31 protein-coding genes are annotated in these 26500 nt (G+C 49.7%); 25 read left to right on the top strand and 6 right to left on the bottom strand.

Annotated elements, in window-relative coordinates:
• Positions 1 to 17: 17 nt before the first annotated feature.
• Genes K7P76_RS05350 through K7P76_RS05340 form a run of 3 tightly spaced genes read left to right on the top strand, consistent with a single transcriptional unit; the run spans position 18 to position 3433 of the window.
• Entirely contained in the window at positions 18 to 731 is a 714-nt protein-coding gene (locus tag K7P76_RS05350) for a response regulator transcription factor (protein WP_232184112.1), read from the top strand.
• A 3-nt stretch (positions 732 to 734) separates the two neighbouring features.
• Entirely contained in the window at positions 735 to 2189 is a 1455-nt protein-coding gene (locus K7P76_RS05345) for a HAMP domain-containing sensor histidine kinase (protein WP_232184111.1), read from the top strand.
• A gap of 14 nt (positions 2190 to 2203) precedes the next feature.
• Positions 2204 to 3433 (top strand): MFS transporter, encoded by a 1230-nt coding sequence (locus K7P76_RS05340; RefSeq protein ID WP_232184110.1) that lies wholly within the window; start codon positions 2204 to 2206, stop codon positions 3431 to 3433.
• Between the two features lie 738 nt (positions 3434 to 4171).
• On the opposite strand, the gene serA is transcribed toward K7P76_RS05340, so the two are convergent.
• Together serA and K7P76_RS05330 are read right to left on the bottom strand one after the other, a co-directional pair.
• Positions 4172 to 5764, bottom strand: a complete 1593-nt coding sequence (gene serA / locus K7P76_RS05335) for a phosphoglycerate dehydrogenase (protein WP_232184109.1) — start codon at positions 5762 to 5764, stop codon at positions 4172 to 4174.
• 231 nt (positions 5765 to 5995) lie between these two features.
• Positions 5996 to 6916 (bottom strand): hypothetical protein, encoded by a 921-nt coding sequence (locus K7P76_RS05330; protein WP_232184108.1) that lies wholly within the window; start codon positions 6914 to 6916, stop codon positions 5996 to 5998.
• Between the two features lie 101 nt (positions 6917 to 7017).
• On the opposite strand from K7P76_RS05330, the gene K7P76_RS05325 reads away from it, so the two are divergent.
• Together K7P76_RS05325 and K7P76_RS05320 are read left to right on the top strand one after the other, a co-directional pair.
• The gene (locus K7P76_RS05325) at positions 7018 to 7614 is read left to right on the top strand and encodes a type II CAAX endopeptidase family protein (RefSeq protein ID WP_232184107.1); all 597 of its coding nucleotides are present in this window, start codon (positions 7018 to 7020) and stop codon (positions 7612 to 7614) included.
• Positions 7611 to 7913, top strand: a complete 303-nt coding sequence (locus tag K7P76_RS05320) for a hypothetical protein (protein ID WP_232184106.1) — start codon at positions 7611 to 7613, stop codon at positions 7911 to 7913. The genes K7P76_RS05325 and K7P76_RS05320 overlap by 4 nt, the downstream gene beginning before the upstream one ends.
• Before the next feature lie 62 nt (positions 7914 to 7975).
• On the opposite strand, the gene K7P76_RS05315 is transcribed toward K7P76_RS05320, so the two are convergent.
• Positions 7976 to 8842, bottom strand: coding sequence for a polysaccharide deacetylase family protein (locus K7P76_RS05315; protein WP_232184104.1), 867 nt, complete (start codon positions 8840 to 8842; stop codon positions 7976 to 7978).
• A gap of 152 nt (positions 8843 to 8994) precedes the next feature.
• Here K7P76_RS05315 and K7P76_RS05310 point away from each other — a divergent pair, with 152 nt between their 5' ends.
• The 9 genes from K7P76_RS05310 (at position 8995) to rpsA (ending at position 16606) form a co-directional block, all read left to right on the top strand.
• Entirely contained in the window at positions 8995 to 9330 is a 336-nt protein-coding gene (locus K7P76_RS05310) for a hypothetical protein (RefSeq protein WP_232184102.1), read from the top strand.
• Between the two features lie 192 nt (positions 9331 to 9522).
• Positions 9523 to 10122: a genetic competence negative regulator gene (locus tag K7P76_RS05305; RefSeq protein ID WP_232184100.1), complete on the top strand. Its 600-nt coding sequence runs from the start codon at positions 9523 to 9525 to the stop codon at positions 10120 to 10122.
• Between the two features lie 121 nt (positions 10123 to 10243).
• Complete coding sequence (gene prsW, locus K7P76_RS05300; protein WP_232184098.1) at positions 10244 to 10936, top strand: glutamic-type intramembrane protease PrsW; 693 nt, start codon at positions 10244 to 10246, stop codon at positions 10934 to 10936.
• Positions 10937 to 11270: 334 nt separating this feature from the next.
• A complete protein-coding gene (ypeB, locus tag K7P76_RS05295) occupies positions 11271 to 12626 on the top strand; it encodes a germination protein YpeB (protein ID WP_232184096.1) in 1356 nt (451 codons plus the stop codon).
• Between the two features lie 124 nt (positions 12627 to 12750).
• The gene (locus tag K7P76_RS05290) at positions 12751 to 13416 is read left to right on the top strand and encodes a flagellar brake protein (protein ID WP_232184095.1); all 666 of its coding nucleotides are present in this window, start codon (positions 12751 to 12753) and stop codon (positions 13414 to 13416) included.
• Positions 13417 to 13461: 45 nt separating this feature from the next.
• Positions 13462 to 13665: a hypothetical protein gene (locus K7P76_RS05285; RefSeq protein ID WP_232184093.1), complete on the top strand. Its 204-nt coding sequence runs from the start codon at positions 13462 to 13464 to the stop codon at positions 13663 to 13665.
• A 130-nt stretch (positions 13666 to 13795) separates the two neighbouring features.
• Positions 13796 to 14500 carry a (d)CMP kinase gene (cmk, locus tag K7P76_RS05280; RefSeq protein WP_232184092.1) on the top strand — a complete coding sequence of 235 codons (705 nt, stop codon included), beginning with the start codon at positions 13796 to 13798 and terminating at the stop codon, positions 14498 to 14500.
• A gap of 3 nt (positions 14501 to 14503) precedes the next feature.
• A complete protein-coding gene (locus tag K7P76_RS05275) occupies positions 14504 to 15091 on the top strand; it encodes a lysophospholipid acyltransferase family protein (RefSeq protein WP_232184091.1) in 588 nt (195 codons plus the stop codon).
• 207 nt (positions 15092 to 15298) lie between these two features.
• The gene (gene rpsA, locus K7P76_RS05270; protein ID WP_232184090.1) at positions 15299 to 16606 is read left to right on the top strand and encodes a 30S ribosomal protein S1; all 1308 of its coding nucleotides are present in this window, start codon (positions 15299 to 15301) and stop codon (positions 16604 to 16606) included.
• 457 nt (positions 16607 to 17063) lie between these two features.
• On the opposite strand, the gene K7P76_RS05265 is transcribed toward rpsA, so the two are convergent.
• Positions 17064 to 17990, bottom strand: a complete 927-nt coding sequence (locus K7P76_RS05265; protein WP_232184089.1) for a transposase — start codon at positions 17988 to 17990, stop codon at positions 17064 to 17066.
• 458 nt (positions 17991 to 18448) lie between these two features.
• On the opposite strand from K7P76_RS05265, the gene K7P76_RS05260 reads away from it, so the two are divergent.
• The 7 genes from K7P76_RS05260 (at position 18449) to K7P76_RS05230 (ending at position 23582) form a co-directional block, all read left to right on the top strand.
• Positions 18449 to 19078, top strand: coding sequence for a hypothetical protein (locus K7P76_RS05260; RefSeq protein WP_232184088.1), 630 nt, complete (start codon positions 18449 to 18451; stop codon positions 19076 to 19078).
• A complete protein-coding gene (locus K7P76_RS05255; RefSeq protein WP_232184467.1) occupies positions 19078 to 19995 on the top strand; it encodes a YIEGIA family protein in 918 nt (305 codons plus the stop codon). Before K7P76_RS05260 ends, K7P76_RS05255 begins: the two co-directional genes overlap by 1 nt.
• Positions 19988 to 20176 carry a capping complex subunit for YIEGIA gene (locus tag K7P76_RS05250; protein ID WP_232184087.1) on the top strand — a complete coding sequence of 63 codons (189 nt, stop codon included), beginning with the start codon at positions 19988 to 19990 and terminating at the stop codon, positions 20174 to 20176. Before K7P76_RS05255 ends, K7P76_RS05250 begins: the two co-directional genes overlap by 8 nt.
• A 66-nt stretch (positions 20177 to 20242) precedes the next feature.
• Complete coding sequence (der, locus tag K7P76_RS05245; protein ID WP_232184086.1) at positions 20243 to 21565, top strand: ribosome biogenesis GTPase Der; 1323 nt, start codon at positions 20243 to 20245, stop codon at positions 21563 to 21565.
• A gap of 11 nt (positions 21566 to 21576) precedes the next feature.
• Positions 21577 to 22194, top strand: coding sequence for a glycerol-3-phosphate 1-O-acyltransferase PlsY (plsY, locus tag K7P76_RS05240; RefSeq protein WP_232184084.1), 618 nt, complete (start codon positions 21577 to 21579; stop codon positions 22192 to 22194).
• Positions 22184 to 23245: an NAD(P)H-dependent glycerol-3-phosphate dehydrogenase gene (locus K7P76_RS05235; RefSeq protein ID WP_232184082.1), complete on the top strand. Its 1062-nt coding sequence runs from the start codon at positions 22184 to 22186 to the stop codon at positions 23243 to 23245. Before plsY ends, K7P76_RS05235 begins: the two co-directional genes overlap by 11 nt.
• 61 nt (positions 23246 to 23306) lie before the next feature.
• Positions 23307 to 23582 carry a stage VI sporulation protein F gene (locus K7P76_RS05230; protein WP_232184081.1) on the top strand — a complete coding sequence of 92 codons (276 nt, stop codon included), beginning with the start codon at positions 23307 to 23309 and terminating at the stop codon, positions 23580 to 23582.
• Positions 23583 to 23638: 56 nt separating this feature from the next.
• Here the strand turns inward: K7P76_RS05230 and K7P76_RS05225 are convergent, their stop codons facing one another.
• Both K7P76_RS05225 and K7P76_RS05220 read right to left on the bottom strand, forming a co-directional pair.
• Entirely contained in the window at positions 23639 to 24136 is a 498-nt protein-coding gene (locus K7P76_RS05225; RefSeq protein ID WP_232184080.1) for an MFS transporter, read from the bottom strand.
• Between the two features lie 106 nt (positions 24137 to 24242).
• Positions 24243 to 24830, bottom strand: coding sequence for an ankyrin repeat domain-containing protein (locus tag K7P76_RS05220; protein ID WP_309244732.1), 588 nt, complete (start codon positions 24828 to 24830; stop codon positions 24243 to 24245).
• A gap of 164 nt (positions 24831 to 24994) precedes the next feature.
• Between K7P76_RS05220 and K7P76_RS05215 the strand changes: the two genes are divergently transcribed.
• From K7P76_RS05215 to K7P76_RS05200, 4 genes are read left to right on the top strand one after another with little or no spacing between them, the layout of a single operon-like run.
• Positions 24995 to 25174 carry a DUF2768 family protein gene (locus tag K7P76_RS05215; RefSeq protein WP_232184465.1) on the top strand — a complete coding sequence of 60 codons (180 nt, stop codon included), beginning with the start codon at positions 24995 to 24997 and terminating at the stop codon, positions 25172 to 25174.
• A 21-nt stretch (positions 25175 to 25195) separates the two neighbouring features.
• Positions 25196 to 25489, top strand: a complete 294-nt coding sequence (locus K7P76_RS05210) for a 2Fe-2S iron-sulfur cluster-binding protein (RefSeq protein WP_232184079.1) — start codon at positions 25196 to 25198, stop codon at positions 25487 to 25489.
• Between the two features lie 22 nt (positions 25490 to 25511).
• Entirely contained in the window at positions 25512 to 26126 is a 615-nt protein-coding gene (locus K7P76_RS05205; RefSeq protein WP_232184078.1) for a nucleotidyltransferase domain-containing protein, read from the top strand.
• Positions 26123 to 26485, top strand: coding sequence for a 2Fe-2S iron-sulfur cluster-binding protein (locus K7P76_RS05200; RefSeq protein WP_232184077.1), 363 nt, complete (start codon positions 26123 to 26125; stop codon positions 26483 to 26485). The genes K7P76_RS05205 and K7P76_RS05200 overlap by 4 nt, the downstream gene beginning before the upstream one ends.
• Positions 26486 to 26500: the final 15 nt, after the last annotated feature.

Below are 26500 nucleotides of genomic sequence, written 5' to 3'. Positions count from 1 at the left end.
GAGAGGAGCGCTTGCGCATGAACACAGGGAATCGGATTTTGGTCGTGGACGACGAAGAAAGAATTCGCCGCTTGCTAAGAATGTATTTGGAAAAAGAAGGTTATGTCATCGAAGAGGCGGAAGACGGAGAGTCTGCGCTACGCAAAGCCCAAGAGGAAGATTTCGATCTGATCGTACTCGATTTAATGCTGCCCGGCATCGACGGGATCGAAGTATGCGCCCGCCTGCGCCAGCAGAAAGCGACTCCCGTGCTCATGCTGACGGCTAAAGGCGAGGAAGTAAACCGCGTCCAAGGTTTTGAAGTCGGGGCGGACGATTACGTTGTGAAGCCGTTTAGTCCGCGGGAAGTTATTTTCCGGATTAAAGCGATTTTGCGCCGTTCTTCAGCGACCGCTTTCTTGTCCAAGGAATTAAATACGAGCAACAATATCGTGTTTCCATATTTGATTATAGAGCATGATGCGCACCGCGTAACCGCAAGCGGTCAAGAGGTTAATTTAACGCCCAAGGAATATGAGTTGCTGCATTATTTGGCCAGTACGCCCGATAAGGTATTTTCCCGCGAGGAGCTGCTTAAGGACGTATGGAACTACGACTTTTTTGGGGACCTGCGTACGGTGGATACCCATGTGAAACGGCTTCGCGAGAAGCTTAACCGCGTTTCCGCCGAGGCGGCATCGATGATTACGACGGTGTGGGGCGTCGGCTACAAGCTAGAGGCGGCGAAGTAGGTTATGGCGATATGGAGATCGGTCGTCGGCAAGATGTGGCTGACGATCATAGGCTTGGTCGCCGTTGTCATTTTAACATTGGGACTGTTCTTGTTGAAATATATCGATGAACAGACGTTCGCCGATCCGGTCAAAATCAAGCATTTGTTTATTTATACCGGATTAATCGGTTTTTTGCTGACGACTTTCTTCGCTTTTTTCCTGCTCACCAAGATTACTCAACCTTTACGGGAAATGAAGGATGCCGCGAACCGAGTCGCTCAGGGCGATTATTCGACGCGAGTAGCCATACGATCCTCGGATGAGATCGGCGAATTAGCGAATACGTTTAACCAAATGGCTTCCGAGCTGCATACGCTCATTCGGGATCTTCAGCACGAAAGGGATCATCTGAGCAGCGTTCTACGAAGCATGACGGATTCCGTCATTTCCTTCGATGCCGAGGGAGAAGTCATTCTGACGAATCCCCAGGGGCAGCATTTGCTGGAGGATTGGAGCTCCGTGGACTGGTCCGAGGATGAAGCTACGGAACAAGATGCTCGCGTACCAGGGCCATTACGGGAAACTTTCCGCAACGTCATTACAAGCGGCAAAGAGCTTACGGTCAAGATCCATGTCAAAAGCGGCGTTTGGTCCGTAGTTATGACACCGCTTGCTTCTACGGATTCCGTACGAGGCGCCGTCGCCGTTTTGCGGGATGTGACGGAGGAGTTCCGCGTCGATAAGATGCGCAAGGATTTCGTCGCCAACGTGTCGCATGAAATTCGTACGCCTTTGTCAATGGTTCAAGGCTATAGCGAAGCGTTAATGGATGATATAGCGGCTTCTCCGGAAGAACGCAGGGAGCTTGTGCAAGTCATCCATGACGAATCGCTCAGGATGGGACGGCTCGTCAAGGATTTGCTTGATTTGGCGCGCATGGAAGCAGGCCACTTGGAAATGAATTTCCAACCGCTTGATATTAACAGCCTGATGTCGCGGGTGTATCGTAAATTCGCGGCTCTGGCCAAAGAACGCAGCATCATACTTACGAAATCCAAGGATGATCCGACTTTGCTGCTGGAAGCGGCAGACGGCGATCGTCTTGAGCAGGTGTTAACCAACCTGATGGATAACGCGCTTCGCCACACTTCTCCGGGTGCTTCCATAGCTCTAGAAGCCGTTAGAGTCGAAGGAGCCAAAGGGGATTGGCTGGAGATCAAAGTGGCGGACGAAGGGCAGGGTATACCGCGCGAAGACTTGCCCTACATTTTCGAGCGCTTCTATAAAGCGGACAAAGCCCGTAAACGGGAGTCGACCAGCGGAACGGGACTTGGCCTTGCCATCGTGAAGAACCTCATTGAAGCTCACGGGGGCACGATTAAAGCCGTTAGCGCTCCGGGAAAAGGGACGACCTTCACGATCAAGCTTCCCGTTGCCGCGGGTCGCAAGAAAACGGCTAAAGCTTCTCGCCGCTGAAGAGAGGGAACAGCATGATATTCCGGTTGCGGTGGTTTTCACTGAATCGTACGAAGATCGCATCTGATCAACAGCTGTCGCGGGAAGCCCGTGTCGCTTTATTCATTCACGGTTGTTTTCAGTTTGGCGCTTCCATGTCCGGGCTATTCTTGAATTTATATTTGTGGCGATTGACAGAGGATTTGGTTATTAACGGAATATTCAATATTATTGTGTACGGCATGACACCGTTTGCGTTCGCGATCGGGGGATGGATTGCCAAGAAGAAGGATCGGATGGTCACGTATCGCCTCGGCATCGCGTTGATCACGGTCTTTTTTCTTGTCGTTATTTTCGCGCAAGAGCAAGTCGTGGCCTATTATCCCGTATTTGCCGCGTTTAACGGGCTGGCATTAGGGTTGTATTGGACGGGGTACCTCGTATTGATGTACGACGTCACGGAAAGCCGTAACCGTTCAAGGTTTTTGGGTATCAACATGATCGTATTCAATTCGGCGGGGCTGGCCGGACCGGCCTTATCCGGGTTTCTGATCAGCTTATTCGAAGGCTTACGGGGTTACTTGTTTACTTTTGCCGCAGCGTCCTGTTTATTCGGATTGGCTTCATTTTTCAGCTTAAGAATCCCTAGAATAGAGTCCCATCACCGCACATATTATCTTAAGTTCTCCGGGCTGATGATGAGGAAAAATCGATTATGGTTGCTGTCGCTGCTCGGGTTTTTCGTCCTCGGTTTATTTCAGGGTATGATGCTTTTCCTTCCGAACATCCTTATGTTCCAAACTGTCGGACGAGAGGATCAGGTTGGTTACTTGACGGTGTTCTTTGCACTGCTTACGATCGCTACCGGCTTCTTCATCTCGCGCAGGAAGCAACAGAACAATATCCGCCGGGATCTGTTCGTCGCATCGCTTCTTATCGTGATGGGAGCCGCCGTACTGCTTATCGATATCCGGCTATGGACTGTTATCTTGTTCATATCGGTCTATTCCTTGATGGCGCCGCTGATCATTAACATTTTAACCTCATATTATTACCGAATCATGGACGGACTGCCTCTAAGGGGATTATTCCGGATCGAATCCGTAGTCGTTCGCGAATTTTTCTTGAACACTGGCAGGGTGCTGTCCATCTTCATGCAAGTTTTATTTGCCAGCAATCTAGATTCTCCCGCGCTGCCGGTCGTATTAATCCTTATGGCGTTCACGCAGCTTGGTATCGTTTTGTTGGTTCGGAATAGGGTTTGATAAACTGCATTACAACAAGATGATGGGGCTGTTTCTATCGATTATGGTTTTTGTGGGGATGTATCTCCTTCCGGTTGCTTGTTGAAATCGTGAAATCTGAATGGGTAAGCCCGTAGCAAGGAGATTTCACGATTTCAAAGGCAAACGCTGTCGCTCCTACAGGAGATACATCCCCTCTTTTCTTTATCGATTCAGATAAGAGTAAGCCCATAAAATCAATAAAAGTTTACATCGTCAATACTGCCGTAAATCGGCTAGAACCGAGCTCTGGAAAAGCCCCAAAATGCAAAAGAATACGCAATTACCGATCAATGAATGATACATACGGAAAGTGTGCATGGACAAATAAAGAAGGGTTGTCTCAGAAAGTCTTTAATGACCTGAGAGATAGCCCCTGTTTATTAGTTGAACCTGTATCTGCTACAGTTAATATTGGCTAAAAACGAGATATTCGCCAATCAACCTGCATTTCCTACAGGTGTTCAGCCCAAATCGGCTATAATGACTCGAACTACCCACAAACACCTGCAGTTTTTACATCTCTACGGTTCTAAAAACAGTTTTTGTCGAAACAACCTGCGCTTTTTACAGTTTGTACAGTAAAAATAAAATAAAGAAGCTAATTGGGATCTTGTATCAAAATAAAACTAGAAACAAGATAATCTACTCAAGGGACCAAAACGAAAAAAGGTGGTGCAGGGATAAGCCCCGCACCACCTTTTTTGCCATTCGCATAACTTAATACAAATGAACTTCCTTAGCGTTGTTCAGATCCGACAGAGCGGTGAGCTCGCCCAACACTTGCTTGGTTACGCCTTTGTCTACACCGAGCATCATGATCGCAGCGCCGCCGACGATTTTCCGGCCGACCTGCATCGTTGCGATGTTGATGTCGTTGGTGCCGAGAAGCGTACCGACGCGGCCGATGATCCCCGGTTTGTCGTGATGCGAGATAAGCAGAATATGGCCGTGAGGCTCGACATCGACAGGGAACTTATCCACTTGGGTGATCCGCGGACCGAACCCGTTCAGCAAAGTACCGGCTACGAGACGCTCTTCCTTGTCCGTACGCAGCGTTACGCTAATTTGGTTCGTGAATCCTTTGGAAGCATGGGATTTCGTAACGACGATATTCACGTCGCGATTTTTGGCAAGGTGCATCGCGTTAACGACGTTGACTTGGTCCGAACCGAGATGGTGTGCCAGCACGCCCTCTACGATATGACGAGTTAACGGCTGCGTATCCACTTCGGCTAAGTCTCCGGCATAAGTGACGGCAATTTCCTTCACGGGACCTTCCGCGATTTGCGCTGCGAAGCTTCCTAGCTTCTTGCCGAGCGAGAAGTACGGCTCAAGCTTGGAGAGCACTTCAGCAGCGACAGGAGGCATGTTAACCGCATTCTTGAACGGCTCGCCGCGCAAGATATGAAGCAATTGCTCGGAAACGTCGATAGCGACGTTCTCCTGCGCCTCTATCGTGGATGCGCCCAAGTGAGGGGTGACGATGATCTTCGGATGCGACAGGAACGGATGATCGGGAGCGGGAGGCTCCTCCTCGAATACGTCGAACGCGGCTCCGGCGACTTGGCCGGCGTCGATTGCTGCGACAAGCGCTAACTCATCGATAATGCCGCCGCGTGCGCAGTTGACAATCCGAACGCCTTTCTTAATGACCGCGAATTGATCTTTACCGATCATGTGGCGGGTTTCTGGCGTTAGCGGGGTATGCACGGTAATAAAATCGGCTTCACGGATAATATCTTCTACGGATGCTTTACGGACACCCATTTTCTCCGCGCGTTCTTCCGTCAGGAACGGATCGTAACCGAACACTTCCATTCCGAATGCTTTAGCCCGAGCGGCAACTTCGCTTCCGATTCGGCCCATGCCGAGTACTCCGAGCACTTTGTTGCGAAGCTCGACGCCGACGAACGATTTGCGATCCCATACGCCGCCGACCGTTTTCAAATACGCTTGCGGAATATGACGGGCAACCGCCATCATCATGGCAAAAGTGTGCTCGCAAGTCGTAATCGTATTTCCGTCTGGTGCATTAATTACGATGATACCGCGTTTCGTTGCCGCATCTAAGTCGATGTTGTCGACGCCGACGCCAGCGCGGCCGATTACTTTAAGCTGCTTGCCTGCGTTCATGATTCTTTCCGTTACGCGAGTTTGGCTGCGTACGAGCAATGCATCGTATTCGCCGATGATGGCGACGAGCTCGTCTTCGCTCAAACCCGTTTTCTTGTCGATAGCGATGTCGGATGCTTCGGCCAGAAGCGAAATGCCCAAATCACTAATCGGATCCGATACCAATACCTTAAACATGAGGAACCCTCCTTCGATATATAGAAAACACCCTCAACCGCCGCTCTCCGCATCAAGCGGACGAACGGTGCGTAGAGGGTGACTCCGCAAGGTCACTGCTTTGCTTGTATCGCTTCGCGCACGAGTTCGTTCGGTTCCAATTGCCTTTCCTATTTTATAGCAATGGGACTTATAATTGCAATGGCGAAAGTGCGACAATATGGCGGATAGTTACGTATGACTATGTAGGCTTTATTTATCAGGGAAGAAGAAAGGCAGTTGAGGCAGCTGCGCGTTCTCGTAAAAACGCGATTTCATCTCGATAAAGTCGCCATTTCGAACGGCTTCCGTACTCGTTAGCAGTTCGGCGATAGCGTTGAAGCTTTTCACTTTCCTCTTGTCCGCCTGGCCGGAACTAATAAATTGATCAACCCGGGCAGTCAGATCATGAGGTAAAAACGAGGACATAATCATTTGATTGGACATGTAGTCGGACGCCACTTTTATTTTAACGATAAGCGGCAGTGTTTTCCATTTCGCGATTGGCAGAATTTCCGGACTTACGTAATCTCCAGGTACATCGGAATTAACAGATTCCGCCCATTTCAGCATGGAACTGTAATATTCCCTTTGTGCGACAAGCGACTGAACGCGTCCTTCCTTGAAGAACGAATCGCCGTACAACCTGTTCATAACGATCTCGGCGGTACCTTCGTTAGCTTTATCGGCGAGGGAAGAGAAACTTTCTTTGAAAAGCTTTAAGCTCTTTAGGTAACTCGTTTGCGCGTTCTTAAGCTGCGGTGAAATCGGAGGCACGTAAACGCCTTTGATCGCGTCATACTTCTTTTGGGCAGACTTTGATAACTCCTTCATGGAAGCGGAGCGATCGGCTGTCGGATCGGAAAGCCATTTATCTTGGGCTGCGAACCAGTCGTTTTGAAATTCACGGTAAGACAAAAATACGGTATGATAGAACGATACCAGATCTTGCTGTTGATAGGCGCTGGGCGGGGCGGAAGCGGATGACTCCGGCACTTGTTCCGCTGCGTACTGGGCTTCGACTCGCGATGAGCCCACTTTGACTCCGTAAAAAAAAGCTCCTACCGCGATGACAAGCATGAGTAGGAATGCTAGGGAAAACATGAGATCGGATCGGTTCAGACGCTTTTCCATCGGTTGCTCCTTTAAACGGTCATTAGTAGTTAGTTGGTAGTCCTAGTATAGAAAAAAACCTAGCGCTTGAACATACAAAAATTCGCATAATCCGAGGGAACATGAGAAAATTCGACATTCGTAACATCAAAATTCGTAAAGTAAACGTGGACCAATTGAATGATAAGATGCTGCTCGCCAATTTGTACGTGACGCAGGCGCTTACACTTATTATCGGTATCGCGTGGGTTTTATTTCAGGGCAGAAACCCGTTTAGTTTGCTAAAGTTGCCTCAGAGCAACGATTTTGCGCTATGGGGCGCGGGATTAGCGATTGTCGTATTGCTCTTCGATCTGGGGATTTCCCGGTTCGTTCCCGAAGAAGCGTCGGATGACGGCGGCGTGAACGACAGAATTTTTAGCACAAGAGCCATTTGGCATATCGCAGTTATTTCCTTGGTCGTCAGCCTATGCGAAGAAATATTGTTCCGCGGGGCCATTCAATACGCTATCGGGCCTTATTGGACGAGTATTATCTTCGCTGCCATTCATGTTCGTTACTTGCGTCATTGGATACCGACAGGCCTTGTTTTCTCGATTAGCTATGGACTCGGCTGGATCATGATTCATACGGGAACCTTATGGGCTCCGATATTAGCGCATTTCTTGGTGGATTTAGTGATGGGCTGCATCATTCGCTTGCGGAGGGAAGAGAAATGAAAGAGGACAGCGGATCTTCATCGGTATGGAGCAGGTACGTTGCGGCTAAGAAGTTTGCTTCCGGCGTTGCGGAAACAGACGAGGAGCCCCTTACCTTGGAGCAGCTGGAAGCGGCCATAGCTCAGACTGCAGCGAGCTCCGGATTGCCGGAAATCGGTTTGCCGCCGCGTTCGATCGTGCATCCGGTGAAGCGCAGTCAGCTGTCGCGTTGGTTTTATTTAACTCTTGTCGTTATTTTCTCCGGGCTCGTCGTAGGGCTGGTCTGGTGGGGACGGGAGCATCATAGCGCGGTAAACTAACAAGAAGGCTGCTTCCATGTCCTCGCGGATGGGAAGCAGCCTTCTTAATCGTTGCGACTAAATTACAGCTCGGTATCGATCGAATTAGGATCTACGAAAGAATAACCCTTCTTCTCCAACTGTGTAAGCAGGTTATCTAGCGTAGCGGCAGTCCAAGGAAGCTCGTGCATCAAAATGTTGCTGCCAGGGTGCAGTTGCTCCAGTACGTTATCGATGACAGCTTGCGGTCTTTTTTCCTCCGGTACCTTCTTCATATCCCAATCCAAGGATCCGTTAGACCAAGTCATGAACAGCAAGCCGTTGTCCTTGGCGATTCGGTGAACGTCGTCATTGGCTGACGCAAAAGGCGGACGGAAAAATACAGGTGTCTTGCCCGTCACTTCCTTGACGATAGCTTGGACTTTTTCGATCTGTTCTTTAATTTTGGGCGCCTTTTCCTTCTTTAATTCAATGTGATCCCAAGAGTGGTTGCCGATAACTTGGTTGCGTTCGTCAATTTTCTTAAGCAGTTCCGGATGTGCTTTCACACGGTATCCGTTAACGAAGAAGATCGCTTTCGCATGATGTTTATCCAGCGCATCTAGGAGTGGGTCCAATGTCGCGGGATCCTTCGGACCGTCGTCGAAAGTAAGGAGCACCACCTTACTTTCGGACTTCTCTTTATCGATGGGTACGATAGAATAAATTTTGTTCATCCGGTAAGTTTTCGCCGCTTCCGAAGGTTCGGACGGGGCGCTGGGCTCGGTCTCTTCAGGTGCAGTAGGACTGGAAGATGATGTAGCGGAAGGTGTTGCTGCCTGCGATGCCGGTGTCGTCTCAGCCTGCGAGGAGGTTGGAGTGGCTGAGTTGCTTGTTGGAGAGCTTTTGCTGCATCCTACAAGGGCCGCTAACAATAGAATGGAACAAATAACGATTAGCCGTCGATTCATGGTGGGATTCCCTCCGTTAACTTGTGTTGCGTTTGCTCACTTGGATTGTATCATATTTCCCCAACGATTCGACATAAGACGCGCTTCCTTATTTTGATGGGGCATGTCCTTGGCATACTCGGTCACAATAAAGCTAATAAGGAGGTGGACAAATGAAAATCGGGACTTTCGTGATAGGCGGATTGGCGGGCGCTGCCGTCGTATTGATGATTCAGCGCAATCAGATGATGTCCGCGGTTACGGCTGGAGTCGGACAAAATCTAAAGCATCGAATGAACATGATGAAAGACGATGCCATCGAGAAGGCGTTGAATATGAAGTTCGCCAGCAGCTTCAGACGATCGGCGGATATCGGACGTAAAACGAGTAAATCGTCCTCCATGAATGAAGTCGGGTTGGGCGATGTAGAGAAATTGATCGCTCAGGATGAGGATGTTTCGCATGAAGTCAATTCTATTTTGGAACAAAACGGTCAACATCGAATTTAAGTCATATTTGTTGAATAAAGAGGGCATCGTCCTCCCTGTCAAGGGGAGAAACGGTGCCGTTTTTTTGTTTTTCGAGGGTTTTCCCTAGTGCATTTCAATTGGAGAAGTGATAACATGTTCTCAAGAAAGTTTCATTCACGCATTATATGCTTAATCATAAGCTGTTATCACCCACAGAAGGAGGATCCTGTCATGAGGATGGAGCGGCTTAGCCAAGACAAAATTCGGATTTTCCTCACGTTCGATGATTTGACTGAGCGCGGGATCCAGAAAGAAGACATGTGGCGAGAAATTCCCAAGGTACATGAGCTATTCAGCGAAATGATGGATCAAGCTTACAACGAGCTCGGATTCGATGCCTCCGGGCCGTTAGCCGTCGAAGTCTTCGCCATGCCTGCGCAAGGAATGGTTGTCATCGTCACGAGAGGGAAGCTCGAGAGGGATGCGGAATCGGCTACCGAAGACGAAGAAGAAGTTTACGAATTGGAAGTTACGCTTGAACAAAGCGAAGCCATCATATATCGATTCAGGGATATTGAAGACGCTATCGGCGCTGCCAAGACGTTGGCTGGACATTTGACTGAAGACGGAAGAATGTACCGTTATCAGAATCAATGGATTCTTTGCTTTGACCCTGCAGGGTTGGAAAGCTCCGGTTATCATGCTCTAATCGCGGTTTTGGCCGAATATGGCGATGCCACATCCGTTACGCCTGCCGTGTTGGAGGAGTATGGAAAGCTGATCATAGCCTCGAATGCGGTTAAAGTATTGGCCGAGAATTTCGCGGATTAACGGATTTGCTCCTTCACCCAAAGAACATTTTGCGAAAAAGAACATTTTTCGCAAAATGTTCTTTTTTTATGGGCACTGTTTTGCTGTTATAATGGGTAGTAGTGAGGGGAGGGAACGGAAGATGCTGTTATCGGTATTGGCTGCCGCGATCGTGCCTGGAATATCATTGTTGGCTTATTTTTACTGGAAAGATCGCTACGACGCCGAGCCGCTTCCGATGGTACTCAAGATGTTCCTGACCGGAGTATTGATCGTCATACCCATAATGATCGTTCAACGGGGATTAACGTTGCTGTGGGGGGATTCGCCGCTCACTTTTTCTTTCGTTATTTCGGCGGGGGTCGAGGAATTTTTCAAATGGTTCGTCCTCTATCACATCATATACAACCACACGGAATTCGATGAGCCTTATGACGGTATCGTCTACGCTGTCGCGGTGTCTTTGGGGTTTGCCACTTTGGAGAATGTTCTTTACGCTTTTCTGCAGCCCGCAACCTTCGGCTCGCTTATGATGCGGGCGCTCCTTCCCGTGTCGGGCCATGCCTTGTTCGGCGTATTCATGGGTTACTCTTTAGGCCGCGCGAAGTTTTCCGTCGGCAAGAAAGTTAAGTTTCATCTATGGCTTGCCTTATTGTTGCCGCTTGCTTGGCACGGGTTATACGATTTCATGCTGCTAACCGTATCGCCCAACTGGTTCTGGCTGGTAGTCCCCTTTATGTTCGTGCTCTGGTTCAGAGGCATGCGTAAAGTAAATCGCGCGAACGCGGTATCCCCTTTCCGCCTGTTAAAACGCGAAGAAGAGGTTAAATCCTGATCGTTCCGTCCATACTGGTGTAGGAATATCGGTAAGGGAGGGGACTTGCCTGTTATCGCATCGGCTTAAAGTAACGATACGGTGTAACCGGTGCAATGAGAAGTTTGTACTGCGCGGACGCAAGGAACGAGACCGCGTAGCTACCGGTTTCAAGCAATGCATATGCAGCAACGCGGACGATTTCGAAATCGAGGAGGAAGCGCTCTTCTGAACAAGGGGGGGGGGAGCCTTCCTCTTTGTTGTTTTTAGAAAGGGTTAACTTGCGCGCATAAAGTTGGAACCTTCATCCCACACTAACGCCATACCGTATGGGAATGAAAGGGGTCGGCTTTTCATGTATGCTCGATTAAGTTCCATTATGTTTCCGATTGTCACTATTCTGTTTATTGGCGCCATCGTTTGGGGGTACCAGGAGCATCAGGAGAAAAACTCCGTACTTATCAAGGCGGAGAACCAATACCAACGCGCGTTCCATGATTTAAGCCATCACATGGGGCGGCTGCACGACGAGCTTGGCCAGACATTAGCGGTGTCTTCCGCATCGCAAGGCATGCAACGCAAAGGCTTGGTTAACGTATGGAGATTGACCAGCCAGGCGCAGAACGAGATTAACCAATTGCCGTTGGCTATGCTGCCCTTCAACAAAGCAGAGCAATTCCTGAGCCGGATTTCAAGCTTTGCTTACCGGACATCCGTTCGAGACCTGACTAAGAAACCGTTGACGCCGGAAGAGCTCAAGACGATGAAATCCTTGTACAAAACAGCTACTTCCGTTAATCAAGAGTTGGGCAAGGTACAGGATAAGGTTATTGCCAATCATCTGCGCTGGATGGACGTGGAGGTCGCGATCGCAAGCGAGAACGGTCCGAACGACAATTCGATTATCGACGGCTTCAAAACGGTCGACAAGCAAATGGGTGCGTATCCCGAGAATGAATGGGGACCATCCGCAATGTCAACGGACCGGAAGTTATCATCGGCGCAATTAACCGGAAAAGATGTGACGGCGGACGAAGTCAAGAAGAAGGCGATGGATTTTCTAGGTCACCATGTGAATGCGACTGACGTGAAGGTATCCGAAGCCGGCGCCAAAACGGACCTTCCGGCTTATGCAGTTTCCTTGAAAGCGTCAAACGGCGTGAATATCCAAATGGATTATACCCGGAAGGGCGGTTATCTGCTCTGGTTCATGAACCCGCGGGACGTGAAAAGCCGCAAGTTGAATTTCGATACGGCACGCAACAAGGCATCGGAATTTCTTGTTCGGCATGATTACAAAGATATGAGTCCGATCACCTATGACGAGTATGATCACGTAGCGGTATTCACTTTTGCCCATACGATCGACAACGTGAGGATATATCCGGATAAAGTAACGGTTCGCGTGGCGCTGGACAACGGCGAGATCGTCGGGTTGCAAGCGAAGGACCATGTTTTCGCGATGAAGCTGCTCGCTCCAGGGAAGCCGAAGCTGAGCAAGGCACAGGCGCAAACCGGGCTTAACCCCGAATTTAGAGTAGAGGATTATTCGCTGGCCGTCATCGAGAATGACATGCGGCAGCCTGTCCTGTGTCACGAATTCATCGGCAAAATCAACGACCATCGCTATCGGATCTTTATGAGCGCGGAAACGGGCGAGGAAGAAAGCATCGAGGAAATCCCGGATTCGGCAAAACCGATCTATAAATAAACAGATAAGCGCTTCGGCCGCATGCGAAGCGCTTATCTCATTCCCCAAACTTCTTCACCCATGTTATAATGAGGCGTAACGAAAGGGAAAGTTTGCCGATCATGCCTAATGTGGAGGGTTATGGGTGCTGCCGAAAATCAATCAAACGCTATACATACAGATTATCCCGGAAATCGTTAATAAAGAGGCAGATACCCCACCTCTAACGCTGCGCTCTCGCGTAGCCGATTTAGATGACAAAAACATATACATCGAAATTCCGCTCGATGAGAAAAGCCGTAAATTGTACCGCTCGGAGCTCGGAGAGAAATTTCAGCTGTTCTTCTTTACCCAAGAAGGGGTAAAGCATCTGTTTGCGAGTTCGGTCACGGGATTCCGCAAGGATTCGGTACCTCTCGTATCGATCCGGAAACCGGAGCTCGAGGAAATTACGAAGGATCAACGCCGAAGCTTCCTAAGGGTGGAAGCCAATTTGGAATTAGCGGTGAAAATCGGAGACAAGCTCAGGTTCGTGGCAATCACCGAAGATGTCGGCGGTGGCGGCATTTCTTTCACCTGCGAGCGCAAATGGCCGATCGTTCCGAATGCGGTGCTCTCCTGTTGGCTATTATTAAGCTATAAGGGCGGCTCTGTCGCCCATGCAAGGTTTGAAGGCGAAGTCGTTAGAGTGCTTCCCGTCGAACCGGATAAGCATCTTATTATGATGCGGTTCCAGGAAATTGCCGATTCCGACCAACAAAAAATCATACGATATTGCTTTGAGCGCCAATTGGACAAACGCAAGGAGTAACTCTCTGCGGCATCCGATGTCCGGGTGCTCGAAGGGAGGTAAACGATGGATCGGGACGAAGAAAGTAGAAAAAAGTCTGAGTATGCCGCGTGGTCGGATCGGATAGAGAGGGTATTGGCGAGGGGAATTATGGTGCTCGCGATATTGCTCTGTTTGTTCCAGCTAGCGTTGCAATTTCCGTTAGCAAGACATTTATTAACGACGACGGACGACTCCGAAGGAGTTCCTTTTCATTACGTTGCGCGCTAGTTGCCGATGTCGCTTTTTTTGCATCCCCGGGTGCCGTGTGGTATAATTTTCTCAACCTAGCAGGCTATGCCTGCCTTATTTTTTCTAGTCTCATCTTGGTGTTGGCATGTAGGAGGCCAGTTGTTCTCTCATGAATGTTCCCCCATTGCATCGAATTAATATCGCTATCGACGGGCCGGCAGGCGCGGGTAAAAGTACGGTCGCCCGAATGGTTGCCAAGGCTCTGCAATATATTTATGTGGATACGGGTGCTATGTACAGAGCGGTTACGCTTAAAGCTCTGGAATCCGGATTGCCGATAGAAGACAACGACCGCGTAGGCCGCTTGGCTAATGAATTGGACATCGTCCTGTTACCAGGCGTTGACTCGCAGCGCGTTCTCGTTAACGGAGAAGACGTCAGCTTGCGGTTAAGGTCGCTGGAAATCAATCGCAGCGTTTCATACGTTGCCCGATTGGAAACCGTTCGCGCAAGAATGGCCGATCTTCAGCGTCGCATGGCGCTCGAGAAAGGCGTTGTCATGGATGGCCGGGATATCGGTACCCATGTGTTGCCGAATGCCGAGCTCAAGGTGTTCCTTACCGCTTCGCCAAGGGAAAGAGCCAGCCGTAGATTTCGTGAACTCGGTCCGGAAGCAGGGATCACGCTGGGTCAGCTTGAGAAAGAAATCTCCGAACGCGACAGATTAGACCAAGAGCGGGAAATCGCGCCCCTCCTCCAAGCTTCCGACGCTCGTCTGATCGACTCCACGGGTCGAACGGTGGACGAAGTGGTTGAAGAAATCGTACAATGGGGACTTGCCGCTGCAAGAACCATTTTGGCGGAGGAGAAGTAAATTATGTTATACCGTTTTTGTAGGCTTATTCTCCGGATTTTATTTTGGGGTCTTTATCGTTTGGAAGCTAGAGGAATATCCAATATTCCGCTGGAAGGTCCGCTCATTTTATGCAGCAATCATAAAAGTTTACAAGATCCCATCACTTTGGGGGTATGGGTACCCCGCAAAGTTCATTATATGGCGAAAGCCGAATTGTTCCGTATACCTCTCTTTGGATCACTGATTAAAGCAGTCGGCGCATTTCCGGTTAAACGGGGCGGAGTGAGCAAGGAAGCGATTCGAACGGCCATCTCGTTGTTGCAAGAAGGTCATGTGATGGGGATTTTTCCGGAAGGTACCCGCAATGAAACGGTTGGGATGGGCAAACGAGGGGCAGTGACGATGGCCATTCGTTCTAAGGCGTTAGTCGTCCCAGTCGCGCTTGTCGGTAATTATCGTCCGTTTCGTAAGATGTTAGCCGTCTATGGAGCACCTATAGATCTAACTCCATATGCTGAGCTAGGAACGACCGAAAGCATGGAAGAGGCGACGGAGCTCATCATGTCGCGTATTCGGGAAATGCTCAAGACGGGTAAACCCGCATCCTGAATAGGGGATGCATGTTTCCACTGAGATACTCTAATACTATAGGCATTATTTGGGCGATCATCCGATCGCTGGACACATACATATATTGCCTTCTCAAAAAGGTAATGATTTTGTGTCTTGGTTCTCATGATTTTGGGTAAAAGAGATTTAAGCGCCGCTTGAAGCGGGTTTAAATAAAGTTGGGGTAGAACTGAGGAGGTAATTTTCATGTCTGAAGAAATCAACGTTCAGGAAACGGCGGCCGCCGAACCGGTTAACGAAACGGGAACTGAACAAGCTGCTGAAGCAACAGCTGAAGCGGCGGTTGAACCCGTTAATGAGCCGGCAGCTGAAACGGTTAGCCAGGATGCACTAGAAAATCTCGTGACCTTGAAGAAAGGGGACACCGTGAAAGGTACGGTAGTCAAAATCGAGGATAACCAAGCGTACGTTAGCCTTGGATATAAATACGACGGAGTCATTCCTCTGCGCGAGCTTTCTTCTGTTAACTTGGAGAGCGCTGCGGATGCCGTACAAATCGGCCAGGAAGTCGAAGCGAAGATCGTCAGCATCAACGATGCTAAGGAATCGCTCGTGCTGTCCAAGCGCCAGATTGACAGCCCTCGCGCATGGGATGAGCTTCAAGCGAAGTTCGAAAGCGGCGAAGCGTTCGAAGTGGCTATCACCGACGTCGTTAAGGGCGGTCTGGTAGCTGACGTGGGCGTTCGCGGATTTATTCCGGCTTCTATGGTCGAACGTCATTTCGTTGAAGATTTCAGTTCGTACAAAGGCCGTACTTTGAAGGTAAAAGTGAAAGAAATCGACCGTGAGAACAACAAGGTCATTCTTTCCGCCAAAGACGTGCTTGATGCCGAATACGAAAACCAAAAACAACAAATCATGAGCACCTTGCAGCCTGGCCAAGTGCTGGAAGGCACGATTCAACGTTTGACGCCGTTCGGCGCGTTCGTGGATATCGGCGGCATCGATGGTCTTGTACACGTATCCGAAATGGCTTGGCAGCATGTTGCCCATCCAGCGGACGTCGTTGCCGAAGGTCAAAGCGTGAAGGTGAAGGTTCTGAAAATCGATCCTTCCCTTGGCAAAATCTCGCTCAGCATCAAAGCGGCGCAACCGGGTCCTTGGGATTCGGCCAACGGACAATTCAACATCGGCGATATCGTTACCGGCGTTGTTAAACGTCTAGTCAGCTTCGGAGCTTTCGTTGAGATCGCTCCAGGCGTCGAAGGTCTCGTTCACATTTCGCAAATCGCGCATCGTCACATTGCGACGCCTTTCGAAGTGCTGAAGGAAGGTCAAGAAGTTCAAGCCAAAGTGCTTGACTTCAACCCTGCCGAGAAGCGCGTGTCCCTTTCCATCAAGGAAACGGAAGAAGCGCCTGCTCGTCCGGAGCGCGAATACCGTGAGCCTCGCGGACCGCGTGCGTCGAAGGAAGAAACGAATTTGCCGCCAGCGGAAAGCATGAGTTTTAACCTCGGCGAGAAATTCGGCGACAAGCTTAGCAAATTCAAATAAGTTCAAATTATTGATAGGAGCCGCCTTCTAAGTCTAACGACTTGGGGGCGGTTTTTTTGAACTAGAAAGCATAAGCTTTGGGTTTCTTATACTCATCTGACAGCTCGATACAAACGTATACCGTCGTCCCAATGACGATGGTATACGTTTTACTTGTAACGATCAGAAAATTTACAGATATATATTTATATGGGAATTTCAGGTAAATACTGGTGCCTAATTTCCGCGCCATTTCGGAGAAATGGTACCATTATCCCCTTTCCTCAGAAATAAGTTGCAAATCAGCGGATATTCGAATGCCATAACAGAAGTGAGTTGCCAATAAGTGGATACTCGACGCCATGATTTGAGATGAAGTTGCAATCCACGGATTCCCGGATACCACGCACAAATTTGCCGTTTAATGAATTGGAATGGAACGGATTATCGGCAACTTAAAAAGCAGGTATCCTAAGCATCAAGTATTCCATAGGGTGAGATATTTTCCTTTCCACTTCGCCTTGCTTCCCCAGACCACCCAGGGAACGGTGAGAACCGGTTTGCTGCGGGTCAGTTCTTTGTAAGTCAAGGTTGGCGTCGCTGCGCACCAATGGAACAGCTGGTTGAAGACCGGGGCATGGCGGAGTTTTAAGTTCAACCGGAAACAAAACTCGTCTAAATAAGCCTGCAAATGTTTGGCTCCGATGCCCTGAAACGTAAAGTTCAGCCACGCGGTCACCTTCCACTTGATGGGGTTCAAAGCGGGGTGAAGTTTGCCGCGCCCCAAAACGGTCACAGCCTGTCCATCTATATGATTGTCTACGAACGCTTGGACGCCAGGTTTTTCAATCCACCTCAACGCGTTATTCACATGGCTGGGATCCGGTTGTTTGATTTTGACCTGCTGAGGCTCGTCTCGCTCATTGAGGGATCCGCCGATCAACAGCGGCTGCTGGGCCTCGCTATAATACGTATAACCGTAAGAGATAGGGTCAACTCGCACAACACCCGTGAGCGGTTCGCCTTCATCGGCTTGTTGCAGGGCATGGCGGATTTTTCTTGCGATAAGCCACGCGGTCTTATAGGTGACCTGAATCACTTGGGACAGGCGGGAGGCGCTGATGCCGGAAGGCCGGGAGATGAGAAACATCGCTTGGAACCAGCGGGTCAACAAAGTGGAGCTGCCTTCCATGATGGTGCCGGCGATGACAGACGTCTGATGGCGACAGGAGCGGCATTCGTAGAGAGGCAGTCTGCGCGTTTGGATGAGATAAAAGTGAGGATGACGACAAGTCGGGCAACGGAAGCCGTCCGGCCATCTGGCTTCGAACAGCGCCTCGGCGCAAGCCTGCTCGGAGTTGAACTGCTGGCAAAATGCCTCGAAGGTCAGATGATCCTGAAACATACACGCCCTCCTCAAATAGAACATTTGTTCTTATCTCCATCATACCAAACATACGTTCTATTTTCAAGAGATATCGGGTAAAATTTCAGCGTTCCGGGTTTATTTTCAAAAACATGAACAAGGGTTTTCCCCCTTATCGGATGGGATAGTGGTACGTTTTCGCGGAAAGGAGGTAGGGGGAGCTGTGGGGGCCTTTTTTCCTTCTGATGCGAGGGGATAAAGGTACGTTTTCGCGAACAGCTGCAGGCATGAACAGGAATGTCGGAGCGGTCGACCCCCAGAGGTACAGGGAGTTCATAGGTTCGATTGTATTATTACGGATATCCGCCAAAAGTAAAATTATTGGAGGCAAAGCCTTCAATTTTCTTAGCGCGTTAAACGATTGATTTTTATTTATCTACGCTCAGGGCATGGTTTCCATTCCTTCCGGCGCATACTAACGCTTAGGAGGTGGGAGGATGTCGCCGGTGTTTAGCGCAGTGTTTCTATGGCTCATGGCAACCATTCTTTGGTGGAGTGGTTGGCGTGAAGAAGCTGGGGAAGGTTTCCCTCATTGGATGGTAGGGAGTTTCTTGGCCATATGGCCATTGGCTCTGCTTGCGAACGTGGCAATCACTCCTTCACTGCAAGTTAACGGGGCATGGTTATGGACCTTATTCGCGCTCATAACTATGGCTTGGCGAACCAATCCGAACCGGAGATGGACGTCGATCTCGGCGGGAGTATTATTAGGTTCCATTTACCTTCTTCTATGCCGACTTGCGTATTATCCTTCAGGGTTTTCCCATTTTATCGCGCCGTGGGGTACGGCAATCTTGGTCGGTTGTTTATCGGCGTTGCTTCTTCGCAATTCCACCGAGCAACTGCTGGCCATATCGACTGCTCTTTATTTAAGTGAAGGTATTACAGTCTTCGTACAGTCTACGTCGGATACTTTCCCTATCGTTAAAGCGTCCGAATGGTTAGAGGTCTGGTGGATCTCGGTGCTGGTTTCAAGATTATGGTCGATATCCGTTAAGTCGGCAGCCATACAGGCAAGGAGATGGGCATTCAAAATGGGCTGGAAAAGGGGGCGGCACAGTTCATGATGTTGGATTGGCTTCATGCCCATAAGGATTTGACGGGTGTCGTTATGGGGACGACATTCGGGATGGGTGCCAGATTGTTCATGCTCCGCAGTGACTATAGGCAATACCCGGCCTATCCCCATGGCAAACTTATTCATTTGGCGCTAGGTCTAATTGCGGGAGCTTTGGGGTCGGTTGCCGTTCCAGCGCTGTATAACAAGGATTATACGGCGATTACTTTTCTCGCGCTGGCGGCCCAGCAATTTCGTGAAGTTCGCAATATGGAGCGCAGCACGCTAACGGCGATTGACCATTTGGAGTTGGTGCCTAGAGGGGCAGCTTATATTGAAGGAATAGCAGTCGTATTCGAAGGGCGCAATTACTTGGCGATCTTAACGGCTTTCTTAACTAGCTTGTTCGTCATTATTGTGGGCTGGTGGAGCGGATTGTTAGTAGGCATTGTATCGCTTTTCGTCGTTCACCGATTCATGCGAGGGAAAAGTATAACCCATATCGCCGACGTTGAGAGGGTTGAAATTAAGCTGGAGGGACCGAATTTGTATGTCGGAGACGTTTATATGATGAATGTGGGGCTCGAAGAAAACAGAGAAATTATTAAGCAGCAAGGAATCGGTTTTATTCTCACGCCCAAGAACGATGATGCAAGGGTTACGATTGCCAATATGGGACAGCGGCAGGCGATATTGCACGATGTGTCCACCCGATTGGGCGTGTACCGAGACGATGGAGACCCCGCGTTATTACCCATCGCTAAGCTTGGATTACGAACGGGGAAACTGGGACTGCTCGTATTGCCTCGAGAAAAGGATAGGGACAAATCGTATCAGGCGGTGTGCAATGTACCTCTTCTGGAAGCAGCCGTGAGGAAGCCGACGGAAGCGAACCGCAAAAGCACGGAGGGGAAACCGATTGGCTAAAATCGTAGGCATTATTACGACGGATCATGGGAGTGTAGGCGGCGGATCTCCGATCTTCTATGCGAGAGACCGCGACGACTTGCAGAAAGTGGCCCATTTACTCGAAAAAGTATTGGATTGCGCGGCGCATGAAGTGCATGAGGATTTATTCATCGTCGTTGATCGGCACAATAACCGTTAGCCAAGCCGAGCGATTTTTGTTATGATGAAAGATGCGAGTGTTTTTTTTAATTGAGGAGTGGAAAATATGGCACGACCCGTAATCGCCATCGTCGGAAGACCCAATGTGGGTAAATCCACGATATTTAACCGGATTATCGGCGACCGGCTTGCTATTGTCGAAGATAAGCCGGGAATTACCCGCGACCGTATCTACGGCACTGGCGAATGGATTGGAATTTCTTTCAGCGTAATAGATACCGGAGGCATTGAAGTCGAGGGAGAAGACAGCTTGCTTCGTTCGGTAAGAATGCAAGCGGAGCTGGCCATCGAAGAGGCCGATGTCATTATATTCATGGTTGATGCCAAAGCCGGAGTCACGAATGCGGACGAGGAAGTCGCGCAAATGCTGTTCCGTTCGCAGAAGCCAATCGTCCTTGCGGTTAACAAAGTGGACAATCTGCAACGCATGGACGACATCTATGAGTTCTATTCGCTAGGATTTGGGGATCCCGTGGCTCTTTCCGGCGCGCACGGCATGGGAATCGGCGATTTGCTCGATGCCGCGGTGAAGAAGCTGCCCGAGAAGGAAGATCAAGAGTATAACGACGATGTCATTAAAGTCGCTCTGATCGGACGTCCGAATGTTGGCAAATCATCGTTGGTAAACGCTATTCTAGGCGAGGAACGTGTAATCGTCAGCAGCGTTGCCGGCACGACCCGCGATGCCATCGATACGCCTTTCGAGAAGGACGGTCAGAAGTACGTCCTCATTGACACGGCGGGAATGCGCAAACGCGGCAAAGTGTATGAAACGACCGAGAAGTACAGCGTCATGAGAGCGATGCAGGCCATCGAGCGCGCAGACGTCGTGCTAGTCGTCATCAACGGCGAAGAAGGCATTATCGAGCAGGATAAACATATTGCGGGTTATGCGCATGAGAACGGAAAAGCCGCGATCTTCGTCGTGAACAAATGGGACGTCGTCGAGAAACACGACAAAACGATGCAGCATTTTACGAATACGATCCGCGATCACTTCCTGTTCATGTCGTATGCGCCCGTCGTATTTTTGTCAGCGCTCACGAAGTCCCGTTTGCCTAAGCTGTTCCCGATCGTCAATCGCGTTGCCGAGCAGCACGCTCTGCGGGTACCTACGAATGTGCTGAACGACATTATTTCCGATGCGGTCGCAATCACACCTCCGCCGACGGATAAAGGCCGCAGGCTGCGCATTAATTACGTTACTCAAGTCGCGGTTAAACCGCCTACGATTCTTATTTTCGTTAACGATCCTGAATTGATGCATTTCTCTTATGAGCGTTACTTGGAGAACAAAATTCGTGCGGCGTTCGAATTTGAAGGGACTCCTCTACGTTTATTTACGCGTAAGAAGTCGGATCAGGAATAGGGGAGACCGTGGTGCTTAACTCTATCATCGCGATAGCAGTCAGTTATTTATTAGGATCGATATCGTTCAGTATTTTGTTTGCCCGTTGGTTGCGCAAAATCGACATCCGAGAGCACGGAAGCGGCAATGCCGGAGCTACGAACACTTTAAGGGTTTTGGGCAAAGGGCCCGCGATTGCGGTTTTCCTGCTTGATATCGCCAAAGGCTCGGTTGCCGTGCTCGTTGGATTATGGCTAGGAGATGGCAAGGATTGGATTCCGGTTCTGTGCGGATTGGCAGCCATCGCGGGCCACAATTGGCCGGTTTATTTCCGGTTCAAAGGCGGTAAAGGAATTGCTACGACGGTAGGAGCTTTAGTCGTTTGGGCTTTTGTCCCTACGTTAATCGCGGGTATTCTCGCTATTCTTGTTATCGTATTTACCCGATACGTTTCGTTAGGCTCGATGATATTCGCTGTTTGCTTGCCGATTCTATTCTATGTTTTCGATCTTGAAGCAGCCTATATTTGGGGGGCATTAGCGGTAGCGATATTGGCGATCGCAAGGCACCGCAACAATATCGTGAAGCTCATGAACGGGACCGAGAATAAACTTGGCGGCAGCAAAAAGGGTGAACCGCATGGCGCATAAGAAGGTAGCCGTTCTTGTCGCAGGCAGTTGGGGAACAGCTTTGGCTCGCGTATTGGCGGACAACGGTAATTCGGTGAAGTTATGGACACGAAATCCCGTACAAGCGGAGCAAATCAATCGCGAGCGTCGCAACGAGAAGTTTCTACCCGGGGCAATATTGCCCGAAGGGATTACAGCCACAACGGATATAGCCGATGCCGTTTCGGATGCCGAAGCCGTGTTGTTCGTCGCGCCGTCCTCTGCCATGAGGGATGTCGCTCGTCAAGCAGCACCATACTTACATAAAAATACATTGGTTATTCATGCGACTAAAGGCTTCGAAATTGAAACACTTAAGCGTATGTCCACCGTACTTGCGGAGGAACTCGGCCGTCCGGAGGACGGTATCGTCGTTTTGTCAGGCCCGAGCCATGCCGAAGAAGTCATTAATCGCCACCCGACAACGATTGTCGTCGCTTCCAAAGATATGGCTTGCGCGGAAGCCGCGCAGGATTTGTTCATGAACGATGCGTATTTTCGCGTCTATACGAATCCGGATGTCATAGGGGTGGAGACGGCGGGTGCGATCAAAAATATCATTGCCCTCGGTGCCGGATTGTCCGATGGCCTAGGATTCGGCGATAATGCCAAAGCGGCGCTCATCACGCGAGGACTGGCGGAAATTGCCCGTTTGGGTGCGGCGATGGGGGCTAATCCGCTGACATTTGCCGGGCTCGCCGGCGTTGGGGATTTGATCGTAACGTGCACGAGCAAACACAGCCGCAACTGGCGGGCAGGTTCTATGCTCGCGCAAGGGCTTCCGCTAGAAGAGGTCCTTGAGCGCATGGGAATGGTCGTCGAGGGCGTACGAACGACGAAAGCCGCTCATGTGTTAGCGAGTAAACATGGCGTCGAGATGCCGATAACCGACCAATTGTACGAGGTGCTGTTCGAAGGGCTTTCTCCGGAACAGGCAGTAGGAGCGCTTATGGGCCGCGTTCGGACGCATGAGATCGAGGAAATCGCTTCCGCATCGCGGGATAAATGGCTAAACCCTAAACCGGGCTTGTAACCCGAACTTTTTAATCCCCCTCCTCATAGGATACAGTGCAAACACCCGGAGGAGGGGAAGCATGGATAATAAATTTCCTAAAGATCTGCTCGGTGCCGTCAACAAAAAAGCCGGAAAAAACATTTCCGAGAGTTCCATTAAGAAGATCGCGAGCGGCGTAACGCCGAGCACGCTGCAAAGCGAAACGCAAATTAGGCAGCTGATCAAGCAGGTGTCGACGATGGCAAACGTACCGGTATCCGAGGACACGGTGAAGGAGATCGTTAATGCCGTTAAGAAAAGCGGGATGAACCTGAACAGTCTGGAGTCTCTCGTTAAGATGATGATTAAGAAATGAAAAAAAGCAGTCCCTTTCGCGGAATGATCTGCAAAAGGGACTGCTTTTTTTCATTTCTATTGGCGTTCGGCGTATTTCTTAGGAATAGACCACGCGGCTGCAGCAGCGAGAACAATCCATAAAATATCGATAGCTTGGAACGTGTCGGTGAACTTGACGTATCCGAACAAATCCTGGCCTAACTCGTTTTCTGCTTTTTTGACGATTAAGTAGAAGGATAAGTATTTGCCGGCAATGACGCCTAATAAACCAAAAATTACGGCGATGGTTTGGTGCTGCTGTTCGACGTTTTTCTTGGCCAAGTAGGCAACGGTTATCCCAACGAGCGCTCCGATACCCGAGGCGAGGATGCCTAGCTCGTAATCGCCGTAATAAGCGATCAGAGCCCAGACGATAGCACCGGCTGCTGCCGACACTAATGCGCCGATAATGATTTTGCCGAGCGAAACGGGCTCGATTTGCTGTTGTTGATCGATTACAGGCTCAATAGGCTGTTGTTGCGATTGCATTTGCACGGGGCTAGCGGATGGTTCCAACTCTGCCTGATTGTCCAAAGGATCACCCATTTCGGTTTAGTAAGAACTTTCCAAAATAGGTATTCTACATCATTCGGCAATATCCTTCTTTGTTCGACCTGAACTTTCTCAGAAATCAATGCCGTTACGACAGCATAGCAATCATTTCCCCATATCCACGCAAAGCCGCATGCGAAAGAGGAGTTACTCCATCATTATCAGTAATATTCGGATCCGCGCCATGCTCAAGCAAGAGCTTGACGATTTGCTGGTGTTTAGGGCCGCCGTCTCCAAGAATTACGGCTTCTATTAAAGCTGTCCAACCTAGATTGTTAACGTGGTTAACATTAACGTCGGTCGTTGTCAGCAATAGTTTGGCGATTTCAACGTGACCTCGGTCCGCAGCGGGGATTAGCGCCGTGCCGCCGAAGCGATTAGTCATGCGTGTGTCGGCGCCGGCTTTAATAGACAGCTTCAGTATTTCAATCAAACCTTCCGCCCCCGCATAGAGAAAAGGGTTGTCCAATCTATTGTCTCGGATATTTACATCCGCTCCTTCGTTGACTAGCCATTCAAACGCTGCAATTTGATTGTTGTACGCTGCTGCCATCATAGCGGTTCTTCCGTTTGCATCTTGCATATTCAGATCGACGCCTCCCAGCAAAACATCGCGCATCGTTTCCAAATCCCCTTGTTCCGCCGCTCTCATCCATTGAGTATTCATTGTTGTCATAATTGGTCCTTTCGACGAAATAATCGTAGTGTTAACATTATATAACCGTTGTTGATCTTTGTCTTCCTTCCCTCGTAATGGTATAATATTGTGCATTTGAGGCGTTTACGAGACGGAGGAAGACATAGATGTACACGATGTTACAAACCTTTGCTGCCGCCAAGCTGGACCCGATGAGCAAAATGTGGGTGTCCTTCATAGGCATAGGCTTAATGGTGATAGCCGCGCTTATTATCACATTTGCACGAACAAAGACCAAGGGCGGGATTCGCCTTATTCTTACGATTGTTGCCATTGTTCTTCTCATTTATGGATTCGTATGCGGGCTGCTGGCTATTACATAAACTAGTACGGAGGGTATGAACTTGATCACTTTAACCGGACGAACCCTCACGAAAACCGTTGAGCCCCAAATCGGACAAAGCTTGTTGCAACTCGCTCAGGAAGCTTCCGTAGATTGGCAGTTTAATTGCTCGCGAGGAACTTGCGCCAAGTGCAGGTGTTTCATTGTCGAAGGAGCGGACTTGCTTGCGGAATCAAGCGATGCCGAATGGGATCGGCTTGGCGAGGAAGAACTTGATGCGGGTTATCGGCTTGGCTGCCAAGCCATTGTCGTTAAAGCAGGGAATATTAAAGCGATTAATCGGACTTATTTCTGATTAAGGAATGGAAGTGATCCGAATGCAAAGCGATATTCCGGTTTCTGCGCTTGCGCTTCTGGCGGAAACGCTGGAAAGCTGCGAAGCGCGCTGGGTTCTCGGAGGCAGTACGGCGTTAGCGCTAAGAGGAGCACGCTTAGAACGAGCTCCACGAGACTTAGACATCTACGTAGACAAGGAATCCGTTTCTATTATCCATGACAAATTGAGTCAATATGCGATGGATGGCCCGGAAAATAATGAAACGGAACGTTACCATTCGATTTTGTCCCATTATCATCTGGCAGGCTCGGTAGTCGAACTAGTCGGAGATTTCCGCGTATCGGCTCTGCAATCCTTATACACAACGGAAGTGAGCGAATTTCTTTTCCCAAACAGCGACATGATCCAGGTAGAAGGGTACAAAGTGCCATTAGTTCCGCTAGGCCACGAGCTTATATTTAATTTGCTTCGCGAACGGATGGACCGGGCTTCGGTAGTTGGCGAGCTTATTTTACGGGACCCGGTAAAGCATTTACCCTTATTGCAAATCCTGCTGCAGAGAAACCATTTGTCTTCGGATGTGGCGGCTGAGGCGCTCAGAATGACACGTGCGGGTTCCGAAGATTCGAATAAAATGCAGGAGGAACCGCTATGACTAGCCAGCATTTGGTCACTTTTCAACCGGATAATCGCTCGGTTTCCGTCAGACCGGGAACGACGCTACTCGATGCTTCGTGGCGTGCCAAGGTAAATATCCGTACGCGGTGCGGAGGAGTGGCTGGCTGTCTGATGTGCAAAGTGAACGTGACTGCCGAACAGGCGGCGTTCCTGCAACCGCCGACGGAAGCTGAACGTCATAAGCTGGGGACATTGCTAGAGGAAGGGGTACGTCTTTCCTGCCAAGCGCGAGTAAAGGGAAATGTCACCGTGTCCATTCCCGAGGATCCTCTTAAAGCGGCAATCCGCAAGAAGCTGGCTGAACAACAGCAAGAAGACGACGACTGGTTTAAATGAAACCCTCAGGAGGAC

It is taken from the genome of Cohnella silvisoli (assembly GCF_021190915.1).
Taxonomy (GTDB): domain Bacteria; phylum Bacillota; class Bacilli; order Paenibacillales; family Paenibacillaceae; genus Cohnella; species Cohnella silvisoli.
This window is presented reverse-complemented; position numbering and strand designations above follow the sequence as displayed.

What these genes read in the sequence shown, in the direction of transcription:
- K7P76_RS05310 (WP_232184102.1), top strand. Translation starts at nt 8,995, where the DNA reads ATGAAAATCGGGACTTTCGTGATAGGCGGATTGGCGGGCGCTGCCGTC.
- prsW (WP_232184098.1), top strand. Translation starts at nt 10,244, where the DNA reads ATGCTGTTATCGGTATTGGCTGCCGCGATCGTGCCTGGAATATCATTG.
- serA (WP_232184109.1), bottom strand. Translation starts at nt 5,764, where the DNA reads ATGTTTAAGGTATTGGTATCGGATCCGATTAGTGATTTGGGCATTTCG.
- der (WP_232184086.1), top strand. Translation starts at nt 20,243, where the DNA reads ATGGCACGACCCGTAATCGCCATCGTCGGAAGACCCAATGTGGGTAAA.
- K7P76_RS05260 (WP_232184088.1), top strand. Translation starts at nt 18,449, where the DNA reads ATGTCGCCGGTGTTTAGCGCAGTGTTTCTATGGCTCATGGCAACCATT.
- K7P76_RS05230 (WP_232184081.1), top strand. Translation starts at nt 23,307, where the DNA reads ATGGATAATAAATTTCCTAAAGATCTGCTCGGTGCCGTCAACAAAAAA.
- K7P76_RS05350 (WP_232184112.1), top strand. Translation starts at nt 18, where the DNA reads ATGAACACAGGGAATCGGATTTTGGTCGTGGACGACGAAGAAAGAATT.
- K7P76_RS05330 (WP_232184108.1), bottom strand. Translation starts at nt 6,916, where the DNA reads ATGGAAAAGCGTCTGAACCGATCCGATCTCATGTTTTCCCTAGCATTC.
- K7P76_RS05325 (WP_232184107.1), top strand. Translation starts at nt 7,018, where the DNA reads ATGAGAAAATTCGACATTCGTAACATCAAAATTCGTAAAGTAAACGTG.
- K7P76_RS05220 (WP_309244732.1), bottom strand. Translation starts at nt 24,830, where the DNA reads ATGACAACAATGAATACTCAATGGATGAGAGCGGCGGAACAAGGGGAT.
- ypeB (WP_232184096.1), top strand. Translation starts at nt 11,271, where the DNA reads ATGTATGCTCGATTAAGTTCCATTATGTTTCCGATTGTCACTATTCTG.
- K7P76_RS05285 (WP_232184093.1), top strand. Translation starts at nt 13,462, where the DNA reads ATGGATCGGGACGAAGAAAGTAGAAAAAAGTCTGAGTATGCCGCGTGG.
- K7P76_RS05340 (WP_232184110.1), top strand. Translation starts at nt 2,204, where the DNA reads ATGATATTCCGGTTGCGGTGGTTTTCACTGAATCGTACGAAGATCGCA.
- K7P76_RS05265 (WP_232184089.1), bottom strand. Translation starts at nt 17,990, where the DNA reads ATGTTTCAGGATCATCTGACCTTCGAGGCATTTTGCCAGCAGTTCAAC.
- K7P76_RS05320 (WP_232184106.1), top strand. Translation starts at nt 7,611, where the DNA reads ATGAAAGAGGACAGCGGATCTTCATCGGTATGGAGCAGGTACGTTGCG.
- rpsA (WP_232184090.1), top strand. Translation starts at nt 15,299, where the DNA reads ATGTCTGAAGAAATCAACGTTCAGGAAACGGCGGCCGCCGAACCGGTT.
- K7P76_RS05255 (WP_232184467.1), top strand. Translation starts at nt 19,078, where the DNA reads ATGTTGGATTGGCTTCATGCCCATAAGGATTTGACGGGTGTCGTTATG.
- K7P76_RS05345 (WP_232184111.1), top strand. Translation starts at nt 735, where the DNA reads ATGGCGATATGGAGATCGGTCGTCGGCAAGATGTGGCTGACGATCATA.
- K7P76_RS05275 (WP_232184091.1), top strand. Translation starts at nt 14,504, where the DNA reads ATGTTATACCGTTTTTGTAGGCTTATTCTCCGGATTTTATTTTGGGGT.
- K7P76_RS05305 (WP_232184100.1), top strand. Translation starts at nt 9,523, where the DNA reads ATGAGGATGGAGCGGCTTAGCCAAGACAAAATTCGGATTTTCCTCACG.
- K7P76_RS05235 (WP_232184082.1), top strand. Translation starts at nt 22,184, where the DNA reads ATGGCGCATAAGAAGGTAGCCGTTCTTGTCGCAGGCAGTTGGGGAACA.
- cmk (WP_232184092.1), top strand. Translation starts at nt 13,796, where the DNA reads ATGAATGTTCCCCCATTGCATCGAATTAATATCGCTATCGACGGGCCG.
- K7P76_RS05200 (WP_232184077.1), top strand. Translation starts at nt 26,123, where the DNA reads ATGACTAGCCAGCATTTGGTCACTTTTCAACCGGATAATCGCTCGGTT.
- K7P76_RS05205 (WP_232184078.1), top strand. Translation starts at nt 25,512, where the DNA reads ATGCAAAGCGATATTCCGGTTTCTGCGCTTGCGCTTCTGGCGGAAACG.
- K7P76_RS05315 (WP_232184104.1), bottom strand. Translation starts at nt 8,842, where the DNA reads ATGAATCGACGGCTAATCGTTATTTGTTCCATTCTATTGTTAGCGGCC.